Below are 18108 nucleotides of genomic sequence, written 5' to 3' on the forward strand. Positions count from 1 at the left end.
CTGCTTGCCATAGGCCTCCAGCGGGCCGGTCTTGCTGTAGACGTGGGCGATGCGGATCTCGCCCGTCTGGCCCAGGGCAGGAAAAGAGCAGGTGGCAGCTGCCAGGGCCAGCACGGCCAGGGAGCGTCTTTGCATGGGTTGTCTCCGGAAGTTGTGAGCAGATGTTGCAGTTAGCGTGCCAACACCTTCTTCCAAGATTCAAGGCGCTCCAGCGCCCCCTCCAGGGCGACACGCGGCCCATCTGTCCAGTTTTCAGTCAGCCCAAATGGCTGATTTGCGGACAGTTGCCTGGTTTTTACTCAGGGTTTTCCAGCCTGCCGTAGAGCGTCGCGCGCGAGATGCCGAGCTGGCGCGCGGTGGCGAGCTTGTTGCCGCCGTGGGCCGCCATGGCTGCGGCGATGGCTCGGCGCTCCAGCTCGGCCACCTGCACGGCCAGGGGGCGCAGCAGGCTGTCCTGTCCCGGGGCCGCGCCGCCGGTGACGGTGGCTTCGGGCACCGGAGCCGCCGGCTCCACGCCCGCCTCGCGCAGGATCATGCGCAGCTGCTCGGCGTCGATGGATTGCGAATCGCTGCGCATGGCGGCCTGCTCCAGCACGTTGCGCAGCTCGCGGATGTTGCCGCGCCAGGGCTGGCCGGCCAGCAGCGCCAGGGCATCGGGCAGCAGCTCGGGCGGCGCCGTGCCGTTGCGCAGGGCCAGGTCTTCGCCCAACACCTCCACCAGCGCGGGGATGTCGCCGGGGCGCTCACGCAGCGGCGGCACGCGCACCGGCAGCACGTGCAGGCGGTAGAACAGGTCTTCGCGGAAACGCCCCTCGCGCACCAATGCCGGCAGGTCGCGCGAGGTGGCGGCGACCACGCGCACGTCGAAGGGCACGAGCTGGTTGCTGCCCAAGGGCTCGATCTCGCCCTCTTGCAGCGCACGCAACAGCTTGGCCTGCAGGCTGGCGGGCATGTCGCCGATTTCGTCGAGGAACAGCGTGCCACCGTCGGCGAGCTTGAACTTGCCGTCGCGCCCCTTGCGGTCGGCGCCGGTGTAAGCGCCGGGGGCCACGCCGAAGAACTCGGCCTCCAGCAGCGTGTCGGGCACGGCGGCGATGTTCACGCCCACGAAGGGGCCGCTGGCGCGGTTCGACGCCGCATGGATGGCATGGGCCAGCAGCTCCTTGCCGGTGCCCGTTTCGCCCAGCAGCAGCACCGGGCTGGCCGATTGCGCGGCCCGGCGCGCCTGGCGCTTGACCTCGGTGGCGGCCGGGCTGGAGCCGACGAAGCTGGCGAAGGTGTACTTGGTGCGCCGGTCACCCGCGCCCGCGCCGCGCAACTGCTGGCTGCGCTGCGCCGCCAGCTCGCGGCGCGCGTCATCCAGGTCGCGCTGCAGCAGCGCGAACTTGCTGATGAGCGGCTGCAGCGTGGTCTCGGGGTGGTCGAACAGCACGATGCCGATGGCGCCGATCACCTTGCCCGCGTCGTCGCGCAGCGGAATGCGGCTGACCACGAAGGTGCCGGCCCTGTTGGTGAGCAGATCGATCAGCACGGGCTGGCCGGTCTCCAGCACGCGGCGCATGCCGGTGTTCGGAATCACCTCCTCCACCGTGCGGCCGACGAACTGGTCCACCGAGGTCAGACCCAGGTCGGGAAAGAAGCGCTGGTAGCCCTCGTTCACCCAGACGATGCGGCCGCGCAGGTCCACCAGGAACATGCCCTGGCTGACGCTGGAGAACAGCTGGAACATCGACCGTGCCGCAAGCTCCAGGATGCCCTGGGCATCCAGCGGCAAGGCTGGGATCGGATCGGTAGAGTCTGGCATGGGCCGTGATGGTAGCGCGCAGGCCCCGGCGCCGCGCGGCACAATGCCCCCATGAATACCCTGGAGTCCATGCGCATCGACAAGTGGCTGTGGTGCGCCCGCTTCTACAAGACACGCGGCCTGGCAGCCGAGGAAATCGGCAAGGGCCGCGTCACCATCAATGGCCTGGCCATCAAGGCCTCGCGCGATGTGCGCCCCGGCGACACCGTGGCCCTGCGCCAGGGCCAGGTGCCGCGCACCGTGGTCGTGCGGGCGCTGAGCAACATGCGCGGCCCGGCCCCCGTGGCTCAGCAACTCTACGAAGAAACGGCCGAAAGCATCGCCGCGCGCGAGAAGGCCCAGGAACTGCGCCGCTTGGCTCCCGAGCCGGCCGCCACCTTGCAGGAAGGCCGCCCCACCAAACGCGACCGCCGCGACATCGACCGCGCGCGCGACTGGGGCAGCCGCTGGAGCGCCTCCATCGACGACTGAGCCCCTGGCCCGCCATGGCGGAGGCCGCCCCGCCCAAGGCACCAGACAAAGCGCTACGACATCTCGTTTACCCTTTGCACACAAAGGGTTAATGCATGCTGTAATGACCCGCACAAAAAAGGAAGCCAGCAACATGCGGCACCTGAACGCCGCTGTCGCTGGCCACCCCTGCAACCGGGTTTGGGAGGAGACGGCATGTACAGAGCAGAGGCGAACGCGGAAACAGGCGCCCTCGTCCACGGAGTGCAGTTGGCCTGCGCCGATGCGGCCTCGATGCGCCGGCACCAGCAGGAGCTGTCCGTCCTGCTGGTGCACCACGCCCTGGAGGAACAAACCCACTGCGCGCCCGTGCAAACCGTGCAGGGGCAGCGGCTCGAATGCACCCTGCGCCCCCAGGTGCTGGCGGACTGGCTGCCGGGACACGACACCCTGGGCCTGCAGGGCCGTCTGCACCCCACCGGCCCGGCCAACCCACGCCAGGATCTGGAGCGCGAGATCCTCGTCGCCATGCTGGCCAGCCCCACGGGCTTCACTTTCCCCAGCGTCGCGGCGCTGGCTTCGGCGATCCGCGTGCGCCGCCACATCGCCGAGGCGGCGCGCAAGACCGCCCTGGCCTTCAAGACCGCCGCCGCCGAGCGCCCCGCCGCCTACTGGCACTACGATGAAGAACACGGTTTCCTGCTGCAGCCCGGGCGCTGCCTGATCGAGGCGCTGACCTGCGCAACGCAGCCCGATGCCACGGGCAAGCTCTATGATTTTTCCTGCTACCGCGCCACGGAATACGTGATCCTGCTCGGCATCGCGCTGGAAGCGCGGGAACACCATCCCGGCCTGCTGGCCCGGCTCCAGGAAGTCAACACGGTCCATGCCATCCGCTCGGGCCAGTTCCACGAGGTGTTCCTGGTCGAGGAAGGCCGCATGGACGAGCCGCTCCCACCCCGCTACTACGTGCCGGGCGACCGGGTTTGGTTTCGGAACCCGGATGAACATTCATCCAACGTCACGGGCTACGAGGGGTCATGGGTGATCTACATGGGTGGCGGCCTGTTCAGCAACTTCTGGCAAAGGGAGCGCCCCTACACACTGGAAGCCAAATGCCTGGAGATCTACCACTGGCGTGACGGCGTGCATGCGGACGCGCAGGGAGAGCTGCAGATCGATGAAGCCCGTGTCGAACGCCAATGCCAGGGCACCCTGCAGGATCCCGAGAAAGCCCGCTGGATCATGCAGCGGATGCTGCGCATGCGCGATCCGCAGGGGGTGTACGCGGAAGGCGGCTGCATCGACACCACGCGGGAGCATCCCCGCGGCGTCTCCATGGAAGACAGCGATCTGCCGCTGCCCGACTTCGCCGCCGCCTCCTGATCAATCAGCCCCCGTCCGGCCGACCGTGGCGCCCCGCGCCACCGGCAAAGCGCGCGGCCCCTTGCCGCCCTTCCCGCGCCACGATGGGCACGCCATGCACACCCTCCTGTCGCAGCGCCTCGGCCAGCGGCAGGTCCCACTGCGCATAGACGCTCGCCCGGTCGACGAGCATGCAGGCCTGGGGAAACGCGGCGATCTGGCCGGCCAGCCGTTGGGCCGCCTCCAGGGCCATGCCCGGCGCCACCACGCGGTTGACCAGCCCCATGGACTGCGCCTCGGCGGCGGACACCTCGCGGCCCGTGAGGATGAGGTCCAGCGCCCGCCCCATGCCCACGATGCGCGGCAGGCGCACCGTGCCGCCATCGATCAGCGGCACGCCCCAGCGGCGGCAGAACACGCCCAGCACGGCGTCCTCGGCGGCCACGCGCAGATCGGCCTGCAACGCCAGCTCCAAACCACCGGCCACGGCATAGCCCTCGATGGCGACGATCAACGGCTTGGACAGCGCCAGGCGCGTGGGCCCCATCGGCCCGCTGCCCAGGCCCTGCGGGTCCAGCTCGTTGCACCGCGCCGGGTCCGCGATGGCGCCCAGATCGGCACCGGCGCAGAAATGCCCGCCCGCGCCCGTGAGCACCGCCACCTTCAGGTGCGCACTGCGTTCGAAACGCCGGTACAGATCGCCCAGCGCCTCGGCCGTGGGCCGGTCCACTGCGTTGCGGCATGCCGGCCGGTCGATGGTGATGGTGCAGACCGCTTCGCTCTCGCTCCAGTGCACGGTGTCCATGGCTGCCTCCCTTTGAAGAGGCTCCATGCTAGCGGCCAAAAACAAAAAAGCGCCCGGTGGGCGCTTTTTGCTTGTTTGGCGGAAACGGAGGGATTCGAACCCTCGATGAGGCTCTACACCCCATACTCCCTTAGCAGGGGAGCACCTTCGGCCACTCGGTCACGTTTCCAGTCAATCCCGCTATTATGCCTCAGATTGAGGCCCTTTTTCACTCGGCGGGCTTGTCCAGGTCGAAGGCGGTGTGCAGGGCGCGCACGGCCAGTTCGAGGTACTTCTCGTCGATGACGACGGAGGTCTTGATTTCGGAGGTAGAGATCATCTGGATGTTGATGCCTTCCTCGCTCAGCACGCGGAACATGGTGCTGGCCACGCCCACATGGCTGCGCATGCCGATGCCGACGATGCTGACCTTGCAGATCTTGGCGTCGCCCACGACGTCCTGGGCGCCCAGCGCGGGCAGGACCTTTTCCTTGAGCAATTCGACCGTGCGCGCATGGTCGTTGCGGTGCACGGTGAAGCTGAAGTCGGTCTTGCCATCCTTGCTGAGGTTCTGGATGATGACGTCGACTTCGATGTTCGCATCGGCCACGGGGCCCAGGATGCGGTAGGCGATGCCGGGGGTGTCGGGCACGCCGAGCACGGAAACCTTGGCTTCATCGCGGTTGAAGGCGATGCCGGATACGACGGCTTGTTCCATTTTTTCGTCTTCCTCAAAAGTGATCAGCGTGCCGGACTTGGCTTCTTCGTTGATGTCGATGTCCCAGGGCGTGAAGCTGGAAAGCACGCGCATGGGCACCTTGTACTTGCCGGCGAATTCGACCGAGCGGATCTGCAGCACCTTGCTGCCCAGGCTGGCCATTTCCAGCATTTCCTCGAAGCTCACCGTGGTCAGGCGGCGGGCGGCGGGCGCCACGCGCGGGTCGGTGGTGTAGACACCATCGACGTCGGTGTAGATCAGGCACTCGTCGGCCTTCATCGCGGCCGCCACGGCCACGGCCGAGGTGTCGGAACCGCCACGGCCCAGCGTGGTGATGTGGCCGTGCTCGTCGATGCCCTGGAACCCCGTGACGATGACCACCTTGCCGGCGGCCAGGTCGGCCCGCACGCGCTGGTCGTCGATGGATTCGATGCGCGCTTTGGTGTAGCTGCTGTCGGTGCGGATCGGCACCTGCCAGCCGGCATAGCTGACGGATTCCATGCCCTCGGCCTGCAACGCGATGGCCAGCAGCGCCGACGAGGCCTGCTCGCCCGTGGCGGCCAGCATGTCGAGCTCGCGGTGGTAGGCCGACGAGGCGCGCGAGGGCGCCAGTTCCTTGGCCAGGGCCAGCAGGCGGTTGGTCTCGCCGCTCATGGCGCTGGGCACCACGACCATCTGGTGGCCGGCGCGCGCCCATTTGGCCACGCGCTTGGCGACGTTGCGGATGCGCTCGGGCGAACCCATCGAGGTGCCGCCGTATTTGTGAACGATCAATGGCATGGGATAGCTTGGTGACGAAACCGGTGCACGCGGCGCGGGGTGGACACTGTTTTGGGGGCGCCGCCGGCTTTCGTGCGTGTAGGGGCCAAAACCTAGGGATTGTACCAACGCAACACCAGCCCCTCGCGCTCGACGAAGCCGCGCCCCACCTTGAGGTGGATGCGGTGGCCGCGCGTGGCGCAGGCGGCGATCTGCGCTTGCAGCGCATCGAGCTGCGCGCTCGACGGCGTGGTCTGGTGCGCCTGGCGCAGCCAGTGGCGCAGCACATTGGCCTGGCGCGCCCTGCCGAGCTGTTGCAGCCCCGCGATGCGGGGCGGGTCACCCACCTCGGCCAGGTCCTGCCGGGCCAGGTCTTCGAGCAGCTCGCTGGCCTGCGCGGCATGGCGGGCGCTGCGCGCGAAGGTGTCGCGGAACTGCGGAAACGCGGCCTCCAGCGCCGGCAGCAGGCGTGCGCGGATGCGGTTGCGCGTGTAGCGCTCGTCCTGGTTGCTCGGGTCTTCCACCCAGGCCTGGCCACGCGCGCGCAGCCAGTCGCGCAGCTCGGCACCGGGCACGGCCAGCAGCGGGCGGTGCCAGTCCAGCCCATCGCGCTGCCAGAAGGCCGGCATGGCGGCCAGCCCGGCCACGCCCGCGCCGCGTGACAGGGCGAGCAGCAGGGTCTCGACCTGGTCGTCGGCGTGTTGCGCCAATGCTATTGATTGAATAGCACCTTGCGCTGATTCCGCCTGCGCTGCAACCGCAAAAGCCTTGTAACGGGCAATGCGAGCGGCGTCCTCGGGGCTCTGGCCGGGGGCATGGCGCGCGTCCACGCGCTGCACCTGCAGCGGCACACCCAGGCGCGCGCACAGGTCCACGCAGTGGCGCTCGAAGGCACCGGCCGCGCTCTGCAGCCCGTGGTGCACGTGGATGGCCCGCACCTGGCCGGGCCAGCGCGCGGCGCAGCCCAGCAGCAGCGCGGTGGAGTCGGCGCCGCCGCTCAGGCCCACGGCCAGCGGCAGCCGGGGGGCGAAGGCCTGCAGGGCGGCGTCGAAGGACAGGGTCATGCGCGGCTTTCGCGGCGGTCAGGGCAGGAGGGCATGGCGCCGATTGTCGCGCCCCAAGAGCCTGTGTGCGCTCTTTTCATGGGGGTGCGCATGGCAGCAAACCACAGCCCGGCTGGTGGCCCGCCGAGGCATGCAACGCCGCAGACGCTGCTTTTGCGGGGCAGCGTCCCCCATGAAAAAACCGCAAACAGGCTCCAAAGCACAACGGCCCCATGCGGGGCCGTGGTCTGCAGGCAAGCCGTGAACGGTCAGCGGCTGTCGGCCTTGGTGTCGGTGAAGCGGCCGTAGCTCTGCAGGCGCTCGTAGCGGCGTTCCAGCAAATCCTTGGTCTTGAGGTCGGCCACCTGGCGGAAAGCGTCGCCCAGGGCGCGCTTGAGCAGGGACGACATCTGTTTGGGGTCGCGGTGTGCGCCGCCCACCGGCTCGCTGACAATCTTGTCCACCAGGCCCAGCGCCTTGAGGCGGTGGGCCGTGATGCCCAGGGCCTCGGCGGCCTCCTGGGCCTTGTCGCTGGTCTTCCAGAGGATGGAGGCGCAGCCCTCGGGGCTGATGACGGAGTACACGGAGTACTGCAGCATCAGCACCTGGTCGGCCACGGAGAGCGCCAGCGCGCCGCCCGAGCCGCCCTCGCCGATGATGGTGGTGATGATGGGCACTTCGAGCTGCGCCATCTCGTAGATGTTGCGGCCGATGGCCTCGGACTGGCCGCGCTCCTCGGCGTCGATGCCGGGGAAGGCGCCGGGCGTGTCCACGAAGGTGAACACGGGCAGCTTGAACTTCTCGGCCGTTTTCATCAGGCGCAGCGCCTTGCGGTAGCCCTCGGGGCGCGTCATGCCGAAGTTGCGCAGCGCGCGCTCCTTGGTGTCGCGGCCTTTCTGGTGGCCCAGCACCATGCAGGCATGGCCGTTGAAGCGGGCCAGGCCGCCGACGATGGATTTGTCGTCGGAGAAATGCCGGTCGCCGTGCATCTCGACAAAGTCGGTGAACAGGTCGCGCACATAGTCGAGCGTGTAGGGACGCTCGGGGTGGCGCGCGATCTTGGTGATCTGCCAGGGCGACAGGTCGGAATAGATGTCCTTGGTGAGCTGCTGGCTCTTCTTGCTGAGCTGGTCGATCTCGTCCGAGATGTCGACCGCGCTTTCCGTCTGCACGTAGCGCAGTTCTTCGATTTTGGATTCGAGTTCGGCGATCGGGTTCTCGAAATCCAGGAATGTCTTTTTCGCCAAGTTGTTCTCCTTGTGCGCCAGGCGCATCAAATGGTCGCGGCAACGCGCGTTCGGCCGGTCAGTAGGTCACCGGCAGCGGGTCCAGCGAGCGCCAAATATACCAAGTGGCGACGCTGCACCAGGGCTTCCAGGCCTCGGCGACCTCGCGGGCGTCGCTGCGGCTGACCGGGTCGCCGGAAAAATAGTTCTGGCTGATGCCGTTGATCAGTCCCACGTCGTCCAGCGGCAGCACATTGGGCCGCATCAGGTGGAAGATGAGGAACATCTCGGCCGTCCAGCGGCCGATGCCGCGGATGGCCACCAGCTCGGCGATGATGGCCTCGTCCTCCATGCCGTGCCAGCCGTCCACATGCAGCTTGCCGGCGTCGAAGTGCAGGGCCAGGTCCACCAGGTATTCGACCTTGCGCGCCGACAGGCCGGCGGCGCGCATGTCGTCGATCTTGAGCTTGAGCACCGCCGCCGGCGTCATGGCGCGCGGCAGCGCGGCGAAGCGATCCCACACCGTCTGCGCGGCCTTCACCGAGATCTGCTGGCCCACGATGCTGCGCGCCAGCGTGCCGAAGGCGTCGCCGCGCGTCTGCAGGGCGGCGTCACCGTACTGCGGGATCAGGCGCTTCATCACCCGATCCTTCTTCATCAGGTGCTTGCAGGCCTCGGCCCAATAACCGGGCGAGGCCGGGCCGGACGCCTCGACAGCTATCTTTTTAGTAGCTGGCATCGCTTACCCCGCCTGCCTCGAAGGCCGATTTTTCTTAAAGACCATCACTGAGCCGCTTCCCAGGTGGTGCCCGTGGGCGAATCCTTGAGCACGATGCCCTGGCCCAGCAGCGCCTGGCGGATGCGGTCGGCCTCGGCGAAGTCCTTCGCTGCCTTGGCGGCGGCGCGCGCGGCGATCTGCGCCTGGATGGCGGCCTCGTCAAAACCGGCACCGGCCTGCAGGAAGGCCTGGGGGTCGCCCTGCAGCAGGCCCAGGCAACCGCCCAGCGCCTTGAGCAGGCCGGCGGCCTGCGCCGACTTGCTGCGGTTGACCTCGCCCGCCAGCTCGAACAGCACGGCCACGGCCTCGGGCGTGCCGAAATCCTCGTCCATGGCGGCCTTGAATCGCGCGGCATGGGGCTCCGCCCAGTCGATGGCGACCTCGGCGGGCGCCACGAGCGAGAGCGCCGTGTACAGGCGCTTGAGCGCGGCGCGGGCGTCGTCGAGATGCATGTCGCTGTAGTTCAGCGGGCTGCGGTAGTGGCTGCGCACGACGAAGAAGCGCACCGTCTCGGCGTCGTACTCTTTCAGCACGTCGCGGATAGTGAAGAAGTTGCCCAGGCTCTTGGACATCTTCTCGTTGTCCACGTTGATGAAGCCGTTGTGCATCCAGTAGCGCGCGAACGGCTGGCCGTTGGCGCCCTCGCTCTGGGCGATCTCGTTCTCGTGGTGCGGGAACTGCAGGTCGGCCCCGCCACCGTGGATATCGAAGCTCTTGCCCAGCAGTTCGCAGCCCATGGCCGAGCATTCGATGTGCCAGCCCGGGCGGCCCTCGCCCCAGGCGCTGGGCCATTTCACCTCGGCGGGCTCGGCGGGCTTGGCGCTCTTCCAGAGCACGAAGTCGAGCGGATCATCCTTGCCCTCCTGCACGGCCACGCGCTCGCCGGCCTGCAGCTCGTCGAGCGACTTGCCCGAGAGCTTGCCGTAGCCGGGGAACTTGCGCACGGCGTAGTTCACGTCGCCATTGCCGGCCTGGTAGGCCAGGCCCTTGCCTTCGAGCTGGCCGATCATGGCCAGCATTTGCGGCACGTATTCGGTGGCGCGCGGTTCATGGTCGGGGCGCTGGATGCCCAGGGCGTCGGCGTCCTGGTGCAGCGCGGCGATCATGCGGTCGGTCAGACCACGGATGGTCTCGCCGTTCTCCACGGCGCGCTTGATGATCTTGTCGTCGATGTCGGTGATGTTGCGCACGTAGGTCACGGCATAACCGCTGGCGCGCAGCCAGCGCTGCACCACGTCGAAGGCCACCATGGAGCGCGCATGCCCCAGGTGGCACAGGTCGTACACGGTCATGCCGCACACGTACATGCGCACATGGCCGGGTTCGAGCGGGGAAAACTCCTCCAAGGCACGCGACAGCGTGTTGTAGATACGCAAACTCATGGAATGTCAGTCACGGAAAACGGGGGGGATGGGCAAAGCAGGTTCACCCGGCAGCTTGGGGAGCGGCGCCCCGGAAGCGGGGGCGCGCCCGGCGCCGGACGCCGGCACAATCAGCAGCGGCAACAGCACACTGTCATGACACCCCCTCAGCTACAATCCGCCGCAGTATAAGCCCGGCCCGGGTACGACGCTGCCCAACAACACCGCATGCCCATGAAGCAAGTCCGCCGCACCCTCCCCCGAATCCTGCGCCTGCTGGCCCTGACGGCACTCGTGGGTACGGGTCTGGCCCAGGCCAATGACTACGCTGAAATCACCCAGCTGCTCAAGGCCGGCAAGCCCGCCGAAGCCCTCGCCAAGGCCGATCAGCGGCTCTCGGTCGCCCCGCGCGACCCGCAATTGCGCTTCCTGCGCGGCGTGGCCCAGGCCGATGCGGGCAAACAGAACGACGCCATCGTCACCTTCACCAAGTTGACGGAAGAATTCCCCGAGCTGCCCGAGCCCTACAACAACCTGGCCGTGATCTACGCCAGCCAGAACCAGCTCGACAAGTCCCGCGCCGCGCTGGAAATGGCCATCCGCACCAACCCCAGCTACGCCACGGCGCACGAGAACCTGGGCGACATCTACGCCAAGCTCGCCAGCCAGGCCTACAGCAAGGCCCTGCAGCTCGATGGCGCCAACGCCAACTCGGTCAAGCCCAAGCTGGCGCTGATCCGCGACCTGTTCACCGCCGAGACCGGCACACGCGGCGCGCGCCCGGCCGCCGCCGCTCCGGCCGCGGCACCCGCACCGGCTCCGGCCGCCCCGGCGCCCGCACCTGCCCCAGCGCCGGCCGCCAAGCCCGCACCGGCTCCGGCGCCCGCCCCTGCCGTGGCGCCGGCTCCCGCACCCGCGCCGGAACCCGCGCCCGCCAAGCCCGTGGCCAGCGACGCCGCCGTGCAGGAAGTCACCGCCGCAATCCAGGCCTGGGCCGCCGCCTGGGCCGCCAAGGACATGAAGGGCTACCTGGGCGCCTATGGCAAGGAATTCACGCCCCCGGGCCGCCAAAGCCGCGCCGCCTGGGAAAAAGAGCGCGAATCGCGCATCGTCGGCAAGAACCGCATCAGCGTGAAGCTCTCCGACCTCCAGGTCACCGTCAACGGCAACAAGGCCACGGCCCGCTTCCAGCAGGCCTACAGCGCCGACACGCTCAACGTCTCCAGCCGCAAGACGCTGGACCTGGTGCAGCACCAGGGCCGCTGGACCATCGTGCGCGAATCGACCGGGGGCTGACGGCCTGCCGCACCGTAACGTGTTCCATCCAGCGTCCCCCGCGGGCCGCCCCGCACCGTCCTTGAAGCCACGCCAGACCACGCGCCGCACCGCCCATGGCCGCATGGCACTGCTGGGCCTGCTGGTGGCCGCGCTGCTGGCCGGGCCCGCGCTGGCCCAGGGCAGCAAGAGCAAGGGCAAGAACAAGGCCCGCCGCGCCGCCAGCACGGTCCCGGCCGCCGCCATGGCGCCGCTGCGCGACGGCCAGGCCGAGGAGCGCCTGCTGCAAGTCTTCCAGCTCACCGGCGAAGGCCGCACGCGCGAGGCCCTGGCCAGCGCCGAGCGGCTGGTGCGCGACTACCCCAATTTCCAGCTGGCGCAACTGGCGCTGGGCGACCTGCTCTCGGCCCGCACCCGGCCGTTGCAACGCCTGGGCGACGTGCCCGCGCCCACGGCCGCCAGCACGCCGTCCAGTGCCACGGTGCTGGAGGAGCTGCGCACCGAATCGCGCCAGCGCGTGGTGGCGCAGCGCGCGCGGCCCACTGAAAACAGCGTTCCGTCGCAGTTCCTGGAGTTGGCGCCACGCTACCGCCACGCCATCGCGGTCGATGCGGCGCTCTCGCGCCTGTACCTGTTCGAGAACACTTCCAAGGGCCTGCGCCTGGTGGCCGACTACTACGCTTCGGTGGGCAAGCTGGGTATCGAGAAGGTCGTCGAGGGCGACCAGCGCACGCCGCTGGGCGTGTACTTCATCACCAGCCGCCTCGACCCGGCCTCGCTGCGCGACTTCTACGGCTCGGGCGCGCTGCCCATCAGCTACCCCAACGCGCTCGACCAGCTGCGCGGCAAGACCGGCAGCGGCATCTGGCTGCACGGCACGCCACCCGGCCAGTTCGCGCGCGCGCCGCAGGCCACCGACGGCTGCGTGGTGCTGTCCAACCCCGACCTGGAGCGCCTGCTGCGCACCGTGGAGCCGCGCTCGACCCCGGTGGTCATCGCGCGCCAGCTCCAGTGGGTGCAACCACACAGCATCCAGGCCGAGCGCCAGTCGTTCGAGGCCGTGCTCGATGCCTGGCGCAGCGCCAAGACCGAGGGCGACATGCAGCGCCTGCTGGGCTTCTACGCGCCTGAATTCCAGGGCCACAAGAAAAAGCCCTTGACCGAATGGGCCGGCGTGCTGCAGGCCGAGGCGCGCGCGCTGCGCGGCCGCGAGATCCAGCTCAAGGACAAGTCGTACCTGCGCTGGACCGATACCGTGGACACGATGGTCGTGACGTTTGGCGAAGTCGCCGATGGCGCCCAGACCGGTCCCGTCAAGCGCCAGTTCTGGACCCGCCGGGGCAACCGCTGGCAGATATTTTTCGAAGGAGTGATTGGATGATTTCCAGAAGAAATTCGGCTTTTGGCCTTGTTGGCATTGCGCTGGCAACTATGGTTTTTGTCGCCCCCGCCCAGGCGCAAGATGCCCCAAAGGTGAAGCTCGCCACCAGCATGGGCGACATCGTGGTCGAACTCAACCCCGCCAAGGCCCCCAAGACGGTGGAGAACTTCCTGCAGTACGTGGCCGACAAGCACTACGACGGCACCATCTTCCACCGCGTGATCGACGGTTTCATGATCCAGGGCGGCGGCTTCACCGCCGACATGCAGCAAAAGCCCACCAAGGCGCCGATCCCGCTGGAGGCCGCCAACGGCCTGAAGAACGACACCTACACCATCGCCATGGCGCGCACCGGCAACCCCCATTCCGCCACGGCGCAGTTCTTCATCAATGTGAAGGACAATGCCATGCTCAACGCCCCCCAGCCCGACGGCCACGGCTACGCCGTGTTCGGCAAGGTGGTCTCGGGCACCGAGGTGGTGGACAAGATCAAGGGCGTGGCCACGGGCAACAAAGGCCCGTTCCAGAACGTGCCCACCACCACCGTCACCATCACCTCCGCCACGCTGGTGAAGTAACCCATTCTTGAAGGAACACGCCATGAGCAACCCCCAGGTCGAACTGCACATCACCGGCTACGGTGTCATCACCCTCGAACTCGACGCCGAGAAAGCCCCCAAGTCCACCGAGAACTTCCTCTCCTATGTGAACAAGGGCCACTACAACAACACCATCTTCCATCGCGTGATCCCCGGCTTCATGGTCCAGGGCGGCGGCTTCGAGCCCGGCATGAACCAGAAGAACACCGACGCGCCGATCGAGAACGAAGCCAAGAACGGCCTGAAGAACGCCAACTACACCGTGGCCATGGCCCGCACCAGCGACCCGCACTCGGCCACGGCGCAGTTCTTCATCAACGTGGCCGACAACGGCTTCCTGAACCACACCTCCCCCACGGCACAGGGCTGGGGCTATGCCGTGTTCGGCAAGGTGGTTGCGGGCACCGAGGTGGTGGACAAGATCAAGGCCGTCAAGACCGGCCGCAAGGGCTTCCACGACGACGTGCCTAAGGACGACGTGGTGATCGAGAAGGCCGTGGCCCTCTGATTCCACGGCGCTTCCCGTGACCCCGACCGTGCCCCGGTTCGAGGAGCTTGCCGCTCCCTCGCACTGGCGCACGGTCGATTTCATTTCGGACCTGCACCTGCAGGCCAGCGAGCCTGCCACGGTAGCCGCTTTCGAGCACTATCTGGCCACCACCAAGGCCGATGCCCTCTTCATCCTGGGCGACCTGTTCGAGGTCTGGGTCGGCGACGATGCCATCGCGGAAGCCGGCAGCTTCGAGGCCGAGGCCTGCGCCGCGCTGCAGGCCGCCGCGCAACGCCTGCCGGTGTTCTTCATGCACGGCAACCGCGACTTCCTGGCCGGACCGGCCTTCCTGCGCCACTGCGGCATCACCGGCCTGCAGGACCCCACCGTGCTCGGCTTCGGCGGCCGGCGCTTCGTGCTGAGCCACGGCGACCTGCTGTGCCTGGACGATGTGGACTACCAGCGCTTTCGCCTGCAGGCGCGCAGCGCCGAATGGCAAGCGCAGTTCCTGGCCCGGCCCCTGGTGCAGCGCCGCCAGCAGGCACGCGGCATCCGCCAGCAAAGCGAGGCGCACAAGCGCTCTGGCGCCGTATATGCCGACGTGGACGGTCCCGCCGCCATCGCCTGGCTGCAAGCCGCCGGCGCCAGCACCCTGATCCACGGCCACACCCACCGCCCTGCCGAACACGCCCTGGCCCCCGGCCTCGCCCGCGTAGTGCTCAGCGATTGGGATGCCGCCGCGCAGCCGCCGCGCGCCGATGTGCTGCGCCTCACGCCCCAGGGCTTGGAACGCATCGCCATCGCCCCCATGTGACGGCGATGCCCGCCTTCTGGAACCGCCTGCGCAACCGCTTGCGCACCACCCTCGCCCCCGTGCCCGACATCCCGGCCGAACGCTGGCTGGCAACCCTGCGGCGCCACCCCTTCCTCGCCGCCTTGAGCCTGCCCGACCAGGCCAAGCTGCGCGCGCTCAGCGCCCTGTTCCTCAACGGCAAGCAGTTCCACGGCGCGCACGGCCTGGAAGTGACAGACGCCATGGCCATCGACATCGCCGCCCAGGCCTGCCTGCCGCTGCTGCACTGGGGCGAGCCGCGCGAGGCCCTGGGCTGGTACGACGACTTCGTGACCATCGTCGTCCACCCCGGCGAAGCCGTGGCCCGGCGCGAGAGCCGCGACGAGGCCGGCGTGGTGCACCACTACACCGAGGTCCTGGCCGGCGAGGCCATGGAGCGCGGCCCCGTCATGCTGAGCTGGCAGCATGTGCAGGACGCAGGCCGCAGCGCAGAACAAGGCGCCAACGTGGTGGTGCATGAGTTCGTGCATAAGCTCGACATGAAGAGCGGCCACGCCAATGGCTGTCCGCCGCTACCTGCGGGTTTCATGGGCACCAGCGGCGGGCGCGCAGCCTACGCGGCCTGGTGGGCCGCCTGGGAACCTGCTTACGCCCAGTTCCGGGAGGCCGTCATCAAGGCCGAGCGCTTCGGTGCCGACTGGCCCTGGCTCGACGCCTACGGCGCCACCTCGCTCACCGAGTTCTTCGCCGTGGCCTGTGAGGCGTATTTCGTGAACCGCGAGCGCTTCGCGCTGGAGTTTCCGGGGCTGGTGCCGGTACTGGATGCGTTTTTTAGAAACGACCACAGTTCCACTTCCTAGCCGCACGCCATTGTTTCCCCCCGCGTATTTCTCTGCGGTTTTTGGTAACAGCGTTTTTTCTTTTGCTTACGTTTTGCGGCACATGGCCAAAGCTACACTGACCCGGCATTTTGCGGCCCAGGGGAACCGTGCGCCTCCCCGGAAACAGGGATATTTTCGTGCAAAACACTGTTCTCAAAATCCAGCCTGCGCATGCGCTGCTGCCCTCCATCATCGCCTTTTTGGCATTGTCTGCCTGCGGGGGCAACTCTTCTGACGCGCCTGTGCAGCCTCCCCCGCCCACAACCGCCTTATCGCTTTTTGCGGGAAGCACAGATGGCCTCGGCAACCAAGATGGCACCGCCACGGCCGCGCGGCTCGGCAGGCTGGTGCGTGGTTTGGCTGTTTCACCGGCAGGGGATGTGGTCATCGCTGACACCAGCAACAACGCGATACGCAAGCTGTCGACCACTGGACAGGTCAGCACACTGGCTGGCGGAGGAGTGACGCCGTTTGACATTTCGAGCGCCCTGACCACCAACCATGCAGACGGGACGGGGCCTACAGCCAAGTTCAGCGCCCCCGAGGCCGTGGCGGTGGACGCCTTGGGCAACACCTATGTGGCTGACACAGTCAACAACGTGGTGCGCAAAATCGACACTGCAGGCACCACGACAACACTGGCGGGCCAGCCAGGCGTCTCCGGCAATACCGATGGTTCAGGCCAGGCAGCAACGTTCTATCGCCCCTCCAGCATCGCCGTGGATCGTGCGGGCAACGTGTACGTGACGGAATGGCTTCACGCTGGTGGCGGCAATCCCATCCGTAAAATCACACCCTCTGGGGTAGTCAGCACCGTCACCACCAAGGCCAGCCAAGTTCCCAGTCGAACGCATTTTTCAGGGGGTCAGTACATCTATTACTACCTTCCCGTGCGTGTGGCAGTGGACACCACTGGGACGATCTACACCGCCGACCCCAACGACCATGTGGTCCGCAAGTTCAACCCGGACGGCACGTCGACCGTCCTGTCCGGCACGGTGACCGAAGACATCGTGGGCTATGCCGACGGAGCCGCATCGGTTGCCAAGTTTGGCAGCATGGACGCCATTGCCCTGGACCATCAGGGCCGACTCTTCGTGCTGGACGGCAATGGCAGCAACAAGAGAATTCGCCAGATTGGCGTCGATGGTTCGGTCTCTACGGTAGTGCAATCACCTGCCTGCAGCACATATTCCACGCCGGGCCACGGCCTCTGTGCCGCGACAGATTTGGCAGTGGACACAGCGGGCAACCTGATCGTGAATGAAACGGGCTTCACGAAAACATCACCGCTTAGCGGGCCCTACACCCTGATCCGCAAGTACGCGCCCAATGACGCCACGCCCACTGTGATGGCTGGCATGCTTTCTGGCGTAGGTCTTCAAGATGGCATGGGCTCTGCAGCGCGTTTTAGCCACCCCGTGGGCCTGGCCATGGGCAAGACCGGCACCCTGTACATTGCGGATTCTGAAAATCATGTGATTCGCGCAGTCTCACCAGACGGGACGGCACGCACCCTGGGCACCCCAGGCAAGCCCTTCCCTCTCGGTTTCGCTGGCAGAGTCAACGACGTGAGTTTTCCGTTTGTCTCTCTGCTGGCAACGGACAGCACTGAAAACCTCTATGTGCCCATGGGGGCCCGCATCGCCAAAATCACTGCGGCAGGAGATGTCGCATTCATGGCCGACCTCAATGCCTTGGTCAACCTGCCAACAGCAAGCAGTTCCTTCATCAGCGGCATCACCGTGGACAGCGCTGGCAATGTCTATGCAGCAGCGGAATCGAGCGGCGCTATCTTCAAGATCAATCCCAAAGGGGACGTCACCGTCTTTGCAGGCAGCCTGCGGAACACGGGACATGCAGACGGGCCAGGCAGCGTAGCCCGGTTCGGCTACCTTGGCAGTATGGCCACAGATGCAGCGGACAACCTGTATGTGATCGATGCAGGCAATTACCACGACCAGAACGTGGGCCCAACGATCCGCAAGATCACGCCCGCCGGTGTGGTCACCACCTTGGCAGGCAGGGCAGACACCGCGCCCGCATTGGTCGATGGCCCACGCACCGTCGCGCAGCTCACGGTCGCTGAACCCAACCGCTGGCCCACCGCCCACCTGGCGGTGGATGCCAAGGGCAATGTATATGTCACCGATCCATTCAACAGCGTGGTCCGCAAGATCGCGGTCGCCGATGGACAGGTGAGCACGCTGGCGGGCCAGCAAGGGCGCTATGGCTTTGCAGCGGGAGAACTACCCGGCATGCTGAACCGGCCGATGGGGGCGGTCGTGCGGGACTCCACGCTGTACGTCTCCATGGCCCACGCTGTCGTGCAGATCAAACTGCCTTGAAGCATGCGCTTAACACTGTTGCGCTAAAAAGCCAAACCACAACCGAGAGTCCT

The 18108-nt window shown here is 67.3% G+C and carries 16 protein-coding genes, 1 tRNA gene and 1 pseudogene; 9 read left to right on the forward strand and 9 right to left on the reverse strand.

All coding sequences use genetic code 11. From position 1 onward, the window contains the following. Positions 1-135 (reverse strand): annotated as a pseudogene (locus tag D8S75_RS17775) (ABC transporter permease); the annotation flags it as partial. 160 nt (positions 136-295) lie between these two features. Then, positions 296-1804, reverse strand: a complete 1509-nt coding sequence (locus D8S75_RS14495; protein WP_119967068.1) for a sigma-54 interaction domain-containing protein — start codon at positions 1802-1804, stop codon at positions 296-298. A gap of 51 nt (positions 1805-1855) precedes the next feature. Here D8S75_RS14495 and D8S75_RS14500 point away from each other — a divergent pair, with 51 nt between their 5' ends. Both D8S75_RS14500 and D8S75_RS14505 read left to right on the forward strand, forming a co-directional pair. Beyond that, positions 1856-2275 carry an RNA-binding S4 domain-containing protein gene (locus tag D8S75_RS14500; RefSeq protein WP_119967069.1) on the forward strand — a complete coding sequence of 140 codons (420 nt, stop codon included), beginning with the start codon at positions 1856-1858 and terminating at the stop codon, positions 2273-2275. 195 nt (positions 2276-2470) lie between these two features. After that, the gene (locus tag D8S75_RS14505; protein WP_157982656.1) at positions 2471-3640 is read left to right on the forward strand and encodes a TGL-type protein-glutamine gamma-glutamyltransferase; all 1170 of its coding nucleotides are present in this window, start codon (positions 2471-2473) and stop codon (positions 3638-3640) included. A 4-nt stretch (positions 3641-3644) separates the two neighbouring features. On the opposite strand, the gene D8S75_RS14510 is transcribed toward D8S75_RS14505, so the two are convergent. From D8S75_RS14510 to cysS, 7 genes are all read right to left on the reverse strand, one after another. After that, positions 3645-4424 carry a crotonase/enoyl-CoA hydratase family protein gene (locus D8S75_RS14510; protein ID WP_119967071.1) on the reverse strand — a complete coding sequence of 260 codons (780 nt, stop codon included), beginning with the start codon at positions 4422-4424 and terminating at the stop codon, positions 3645-3647. Between the two features lie 76 nt (positions 4425-4500). Further along, a tRNA-Ser gene (locus tag D8S75_RS14515) sits at positions 4501-4593 on the reverse strand. A 39-nt stretch (positions 4594-4632) separates the two neighbouring features. Continuing rightward, positions 4633-5901, reverse strand: coding sequence for an aspartate kinase (locus D8S75_RS14520; RefSeq protein ID WP_119967072.1), 1269 nt, complete (start codon positions 5899-5901; stop codon positions 4633-4635). A gap of 92 nt (positions 5902-5993) precedes the next feature. Continuing rightward, positions 5994-6944: a tRNA lysidine(34) synthetase TilS gene (tilS, locus tag D8S75_RS14525; protein WP_119967073.1), complete on the reverse strand. Its 951-nt coding sequence runs from the start codon at positions 6942-6944 to the stop codon at positions 5994-5996. A 248-nt stretch (positions 6945-7192) separates the two neighbouring features. After that, entirely contained in the window at positions 7193-8170 is a 978-nt protein-coding gene (locus tag D8S75_RS14530) for an acetyl-CoA carboxylase carboxyltransferase subunit alpha (RefSeq protein WP_119967153.1), read from the reverse strand. A 58-nt stretch (positions 8171-8228) separates the two neighbouring features. Then, positions 8229-8888 carry a DNA-3-methyladenine glycosylase family protein gene (locus tag D8S75_RS14535; protein WP_119967074.1) on the reverse strand — a complete coding sequence of 220 codons (660 nt, stop codon included), beginning with the start codon at positions 8886-8888 and terminating at the stop codon, positions 8229-8231. 44 nt (positions 8889-8932) lie between these two features. Beyond that, positions 8933-10309 carry a cysteine--tRNA ligase gene (gene cysS, locus D8S75_RS14540; RefSeq protein WP_119967075.1) on the reverse strand — a complete coding sequence of 459 codons (1377 nt, stop codon included), beginning with the start codon at positions 10307-10309 and terminating at the stop codon, positions 8933-8935. A 213-nt stretch (positions 10310-10522) separates the two neighbouring features. On the opposite strand from cysS, the gene D8S75_RS14545 reads away from it, so the two are divergent. The 7 genes from D8S75_RS14545 to D8S75_RS14575 all read left to right on the forward strand — a co-directional run bounded on the left by D8S75_RS14545 (position 10523) and on the right by D8S75_RS14575 (position 18055). Then, complete coding sequence (locus tag D8S75_RS14545; protein WP_119967155.1) at positions 10523-11584, forward strand: L,D-transpeptidase Cds6 family protein; 1062 nt, start codon at positions 10523-10525, stop codon at positions 11582-11584. Between the two features lie 103 nt (positions 11585-11687). Beyond that, entirely contained in the window at positions 11688-12944 is a 1257-nt protein-coding gene (locus D8S75_RS14550) for a L,D-transpeptidase family protein (protein WP_119967154.1), read from the forward strand. Next, positions 12941-13522, forward strand: a complete 582-nt coding sequence (locus tag D8S75_RS14555; RefSeq protein ID WP_119967076.1) for a peptidylprolyl isomerase — start codon at positions 12941-12943, stop codon at positions 13520-13522. Before D8S75_RS14550 ends, D8S75_RS14555 begins: the two co-directional genes overlap by 4 nt. 22 nt (positions 13523-13544) lie before the next feature. Further along, positions 13545-14051, forward strand: coding sequence for a peptidylprolyl isomerase (locus tag D8S75_RS14560; protein ID WP_119967077.1), 507 nt, complete (start codon positions 13545-13547; stop codon positions 14049-14051). Between the two features lie 16 nt (positions 14052-14067). Beyond that, complete coding sequence (locus D8S75_RS14565; protein ID WP_119967078.1) at positions 14068-14847, forward strand: UDP-2,3-diacylglucosamine diphosphatase; 780 nt, start codon at positions 14068-14070, stop codon at positions 14845-14847. 5 nt (positions 14848-14852) lie between these two features. Beyond that, a complete protein-coding gene (locus D8S75_RS14570) occupies positions 14853-15686 on the forward strand; it encodes a M90 family metallopeptidase (protein WP_119967079.1) in 834 nt (277 codons plus the stop codon). Between the two features lie 158 nt (positions 15687-15844). Further along, a complete protein-coding gene (locus D8S75_RS14575) occupies positions 15845-18055 on the forward strand; it encodes an SBBP repeat-containing protein (RefSeq protein ID WP_157982657.1) in 2211 nt (736 codons plus the stop codon). Positions 18056-18108: the final 53 nt, after the last annotated feature.

Origin of the sequence: Simplicispira lacusdiani (assembly GCF_003604195.1) — a bacterium.
Classification (GTDB): Bacteria; Pseudomonadota; Gammaproteobacteria; order Burkholderiales; family Burkholderiaceae_C; genus Simplicispira; species Simplicispira lacusdiani.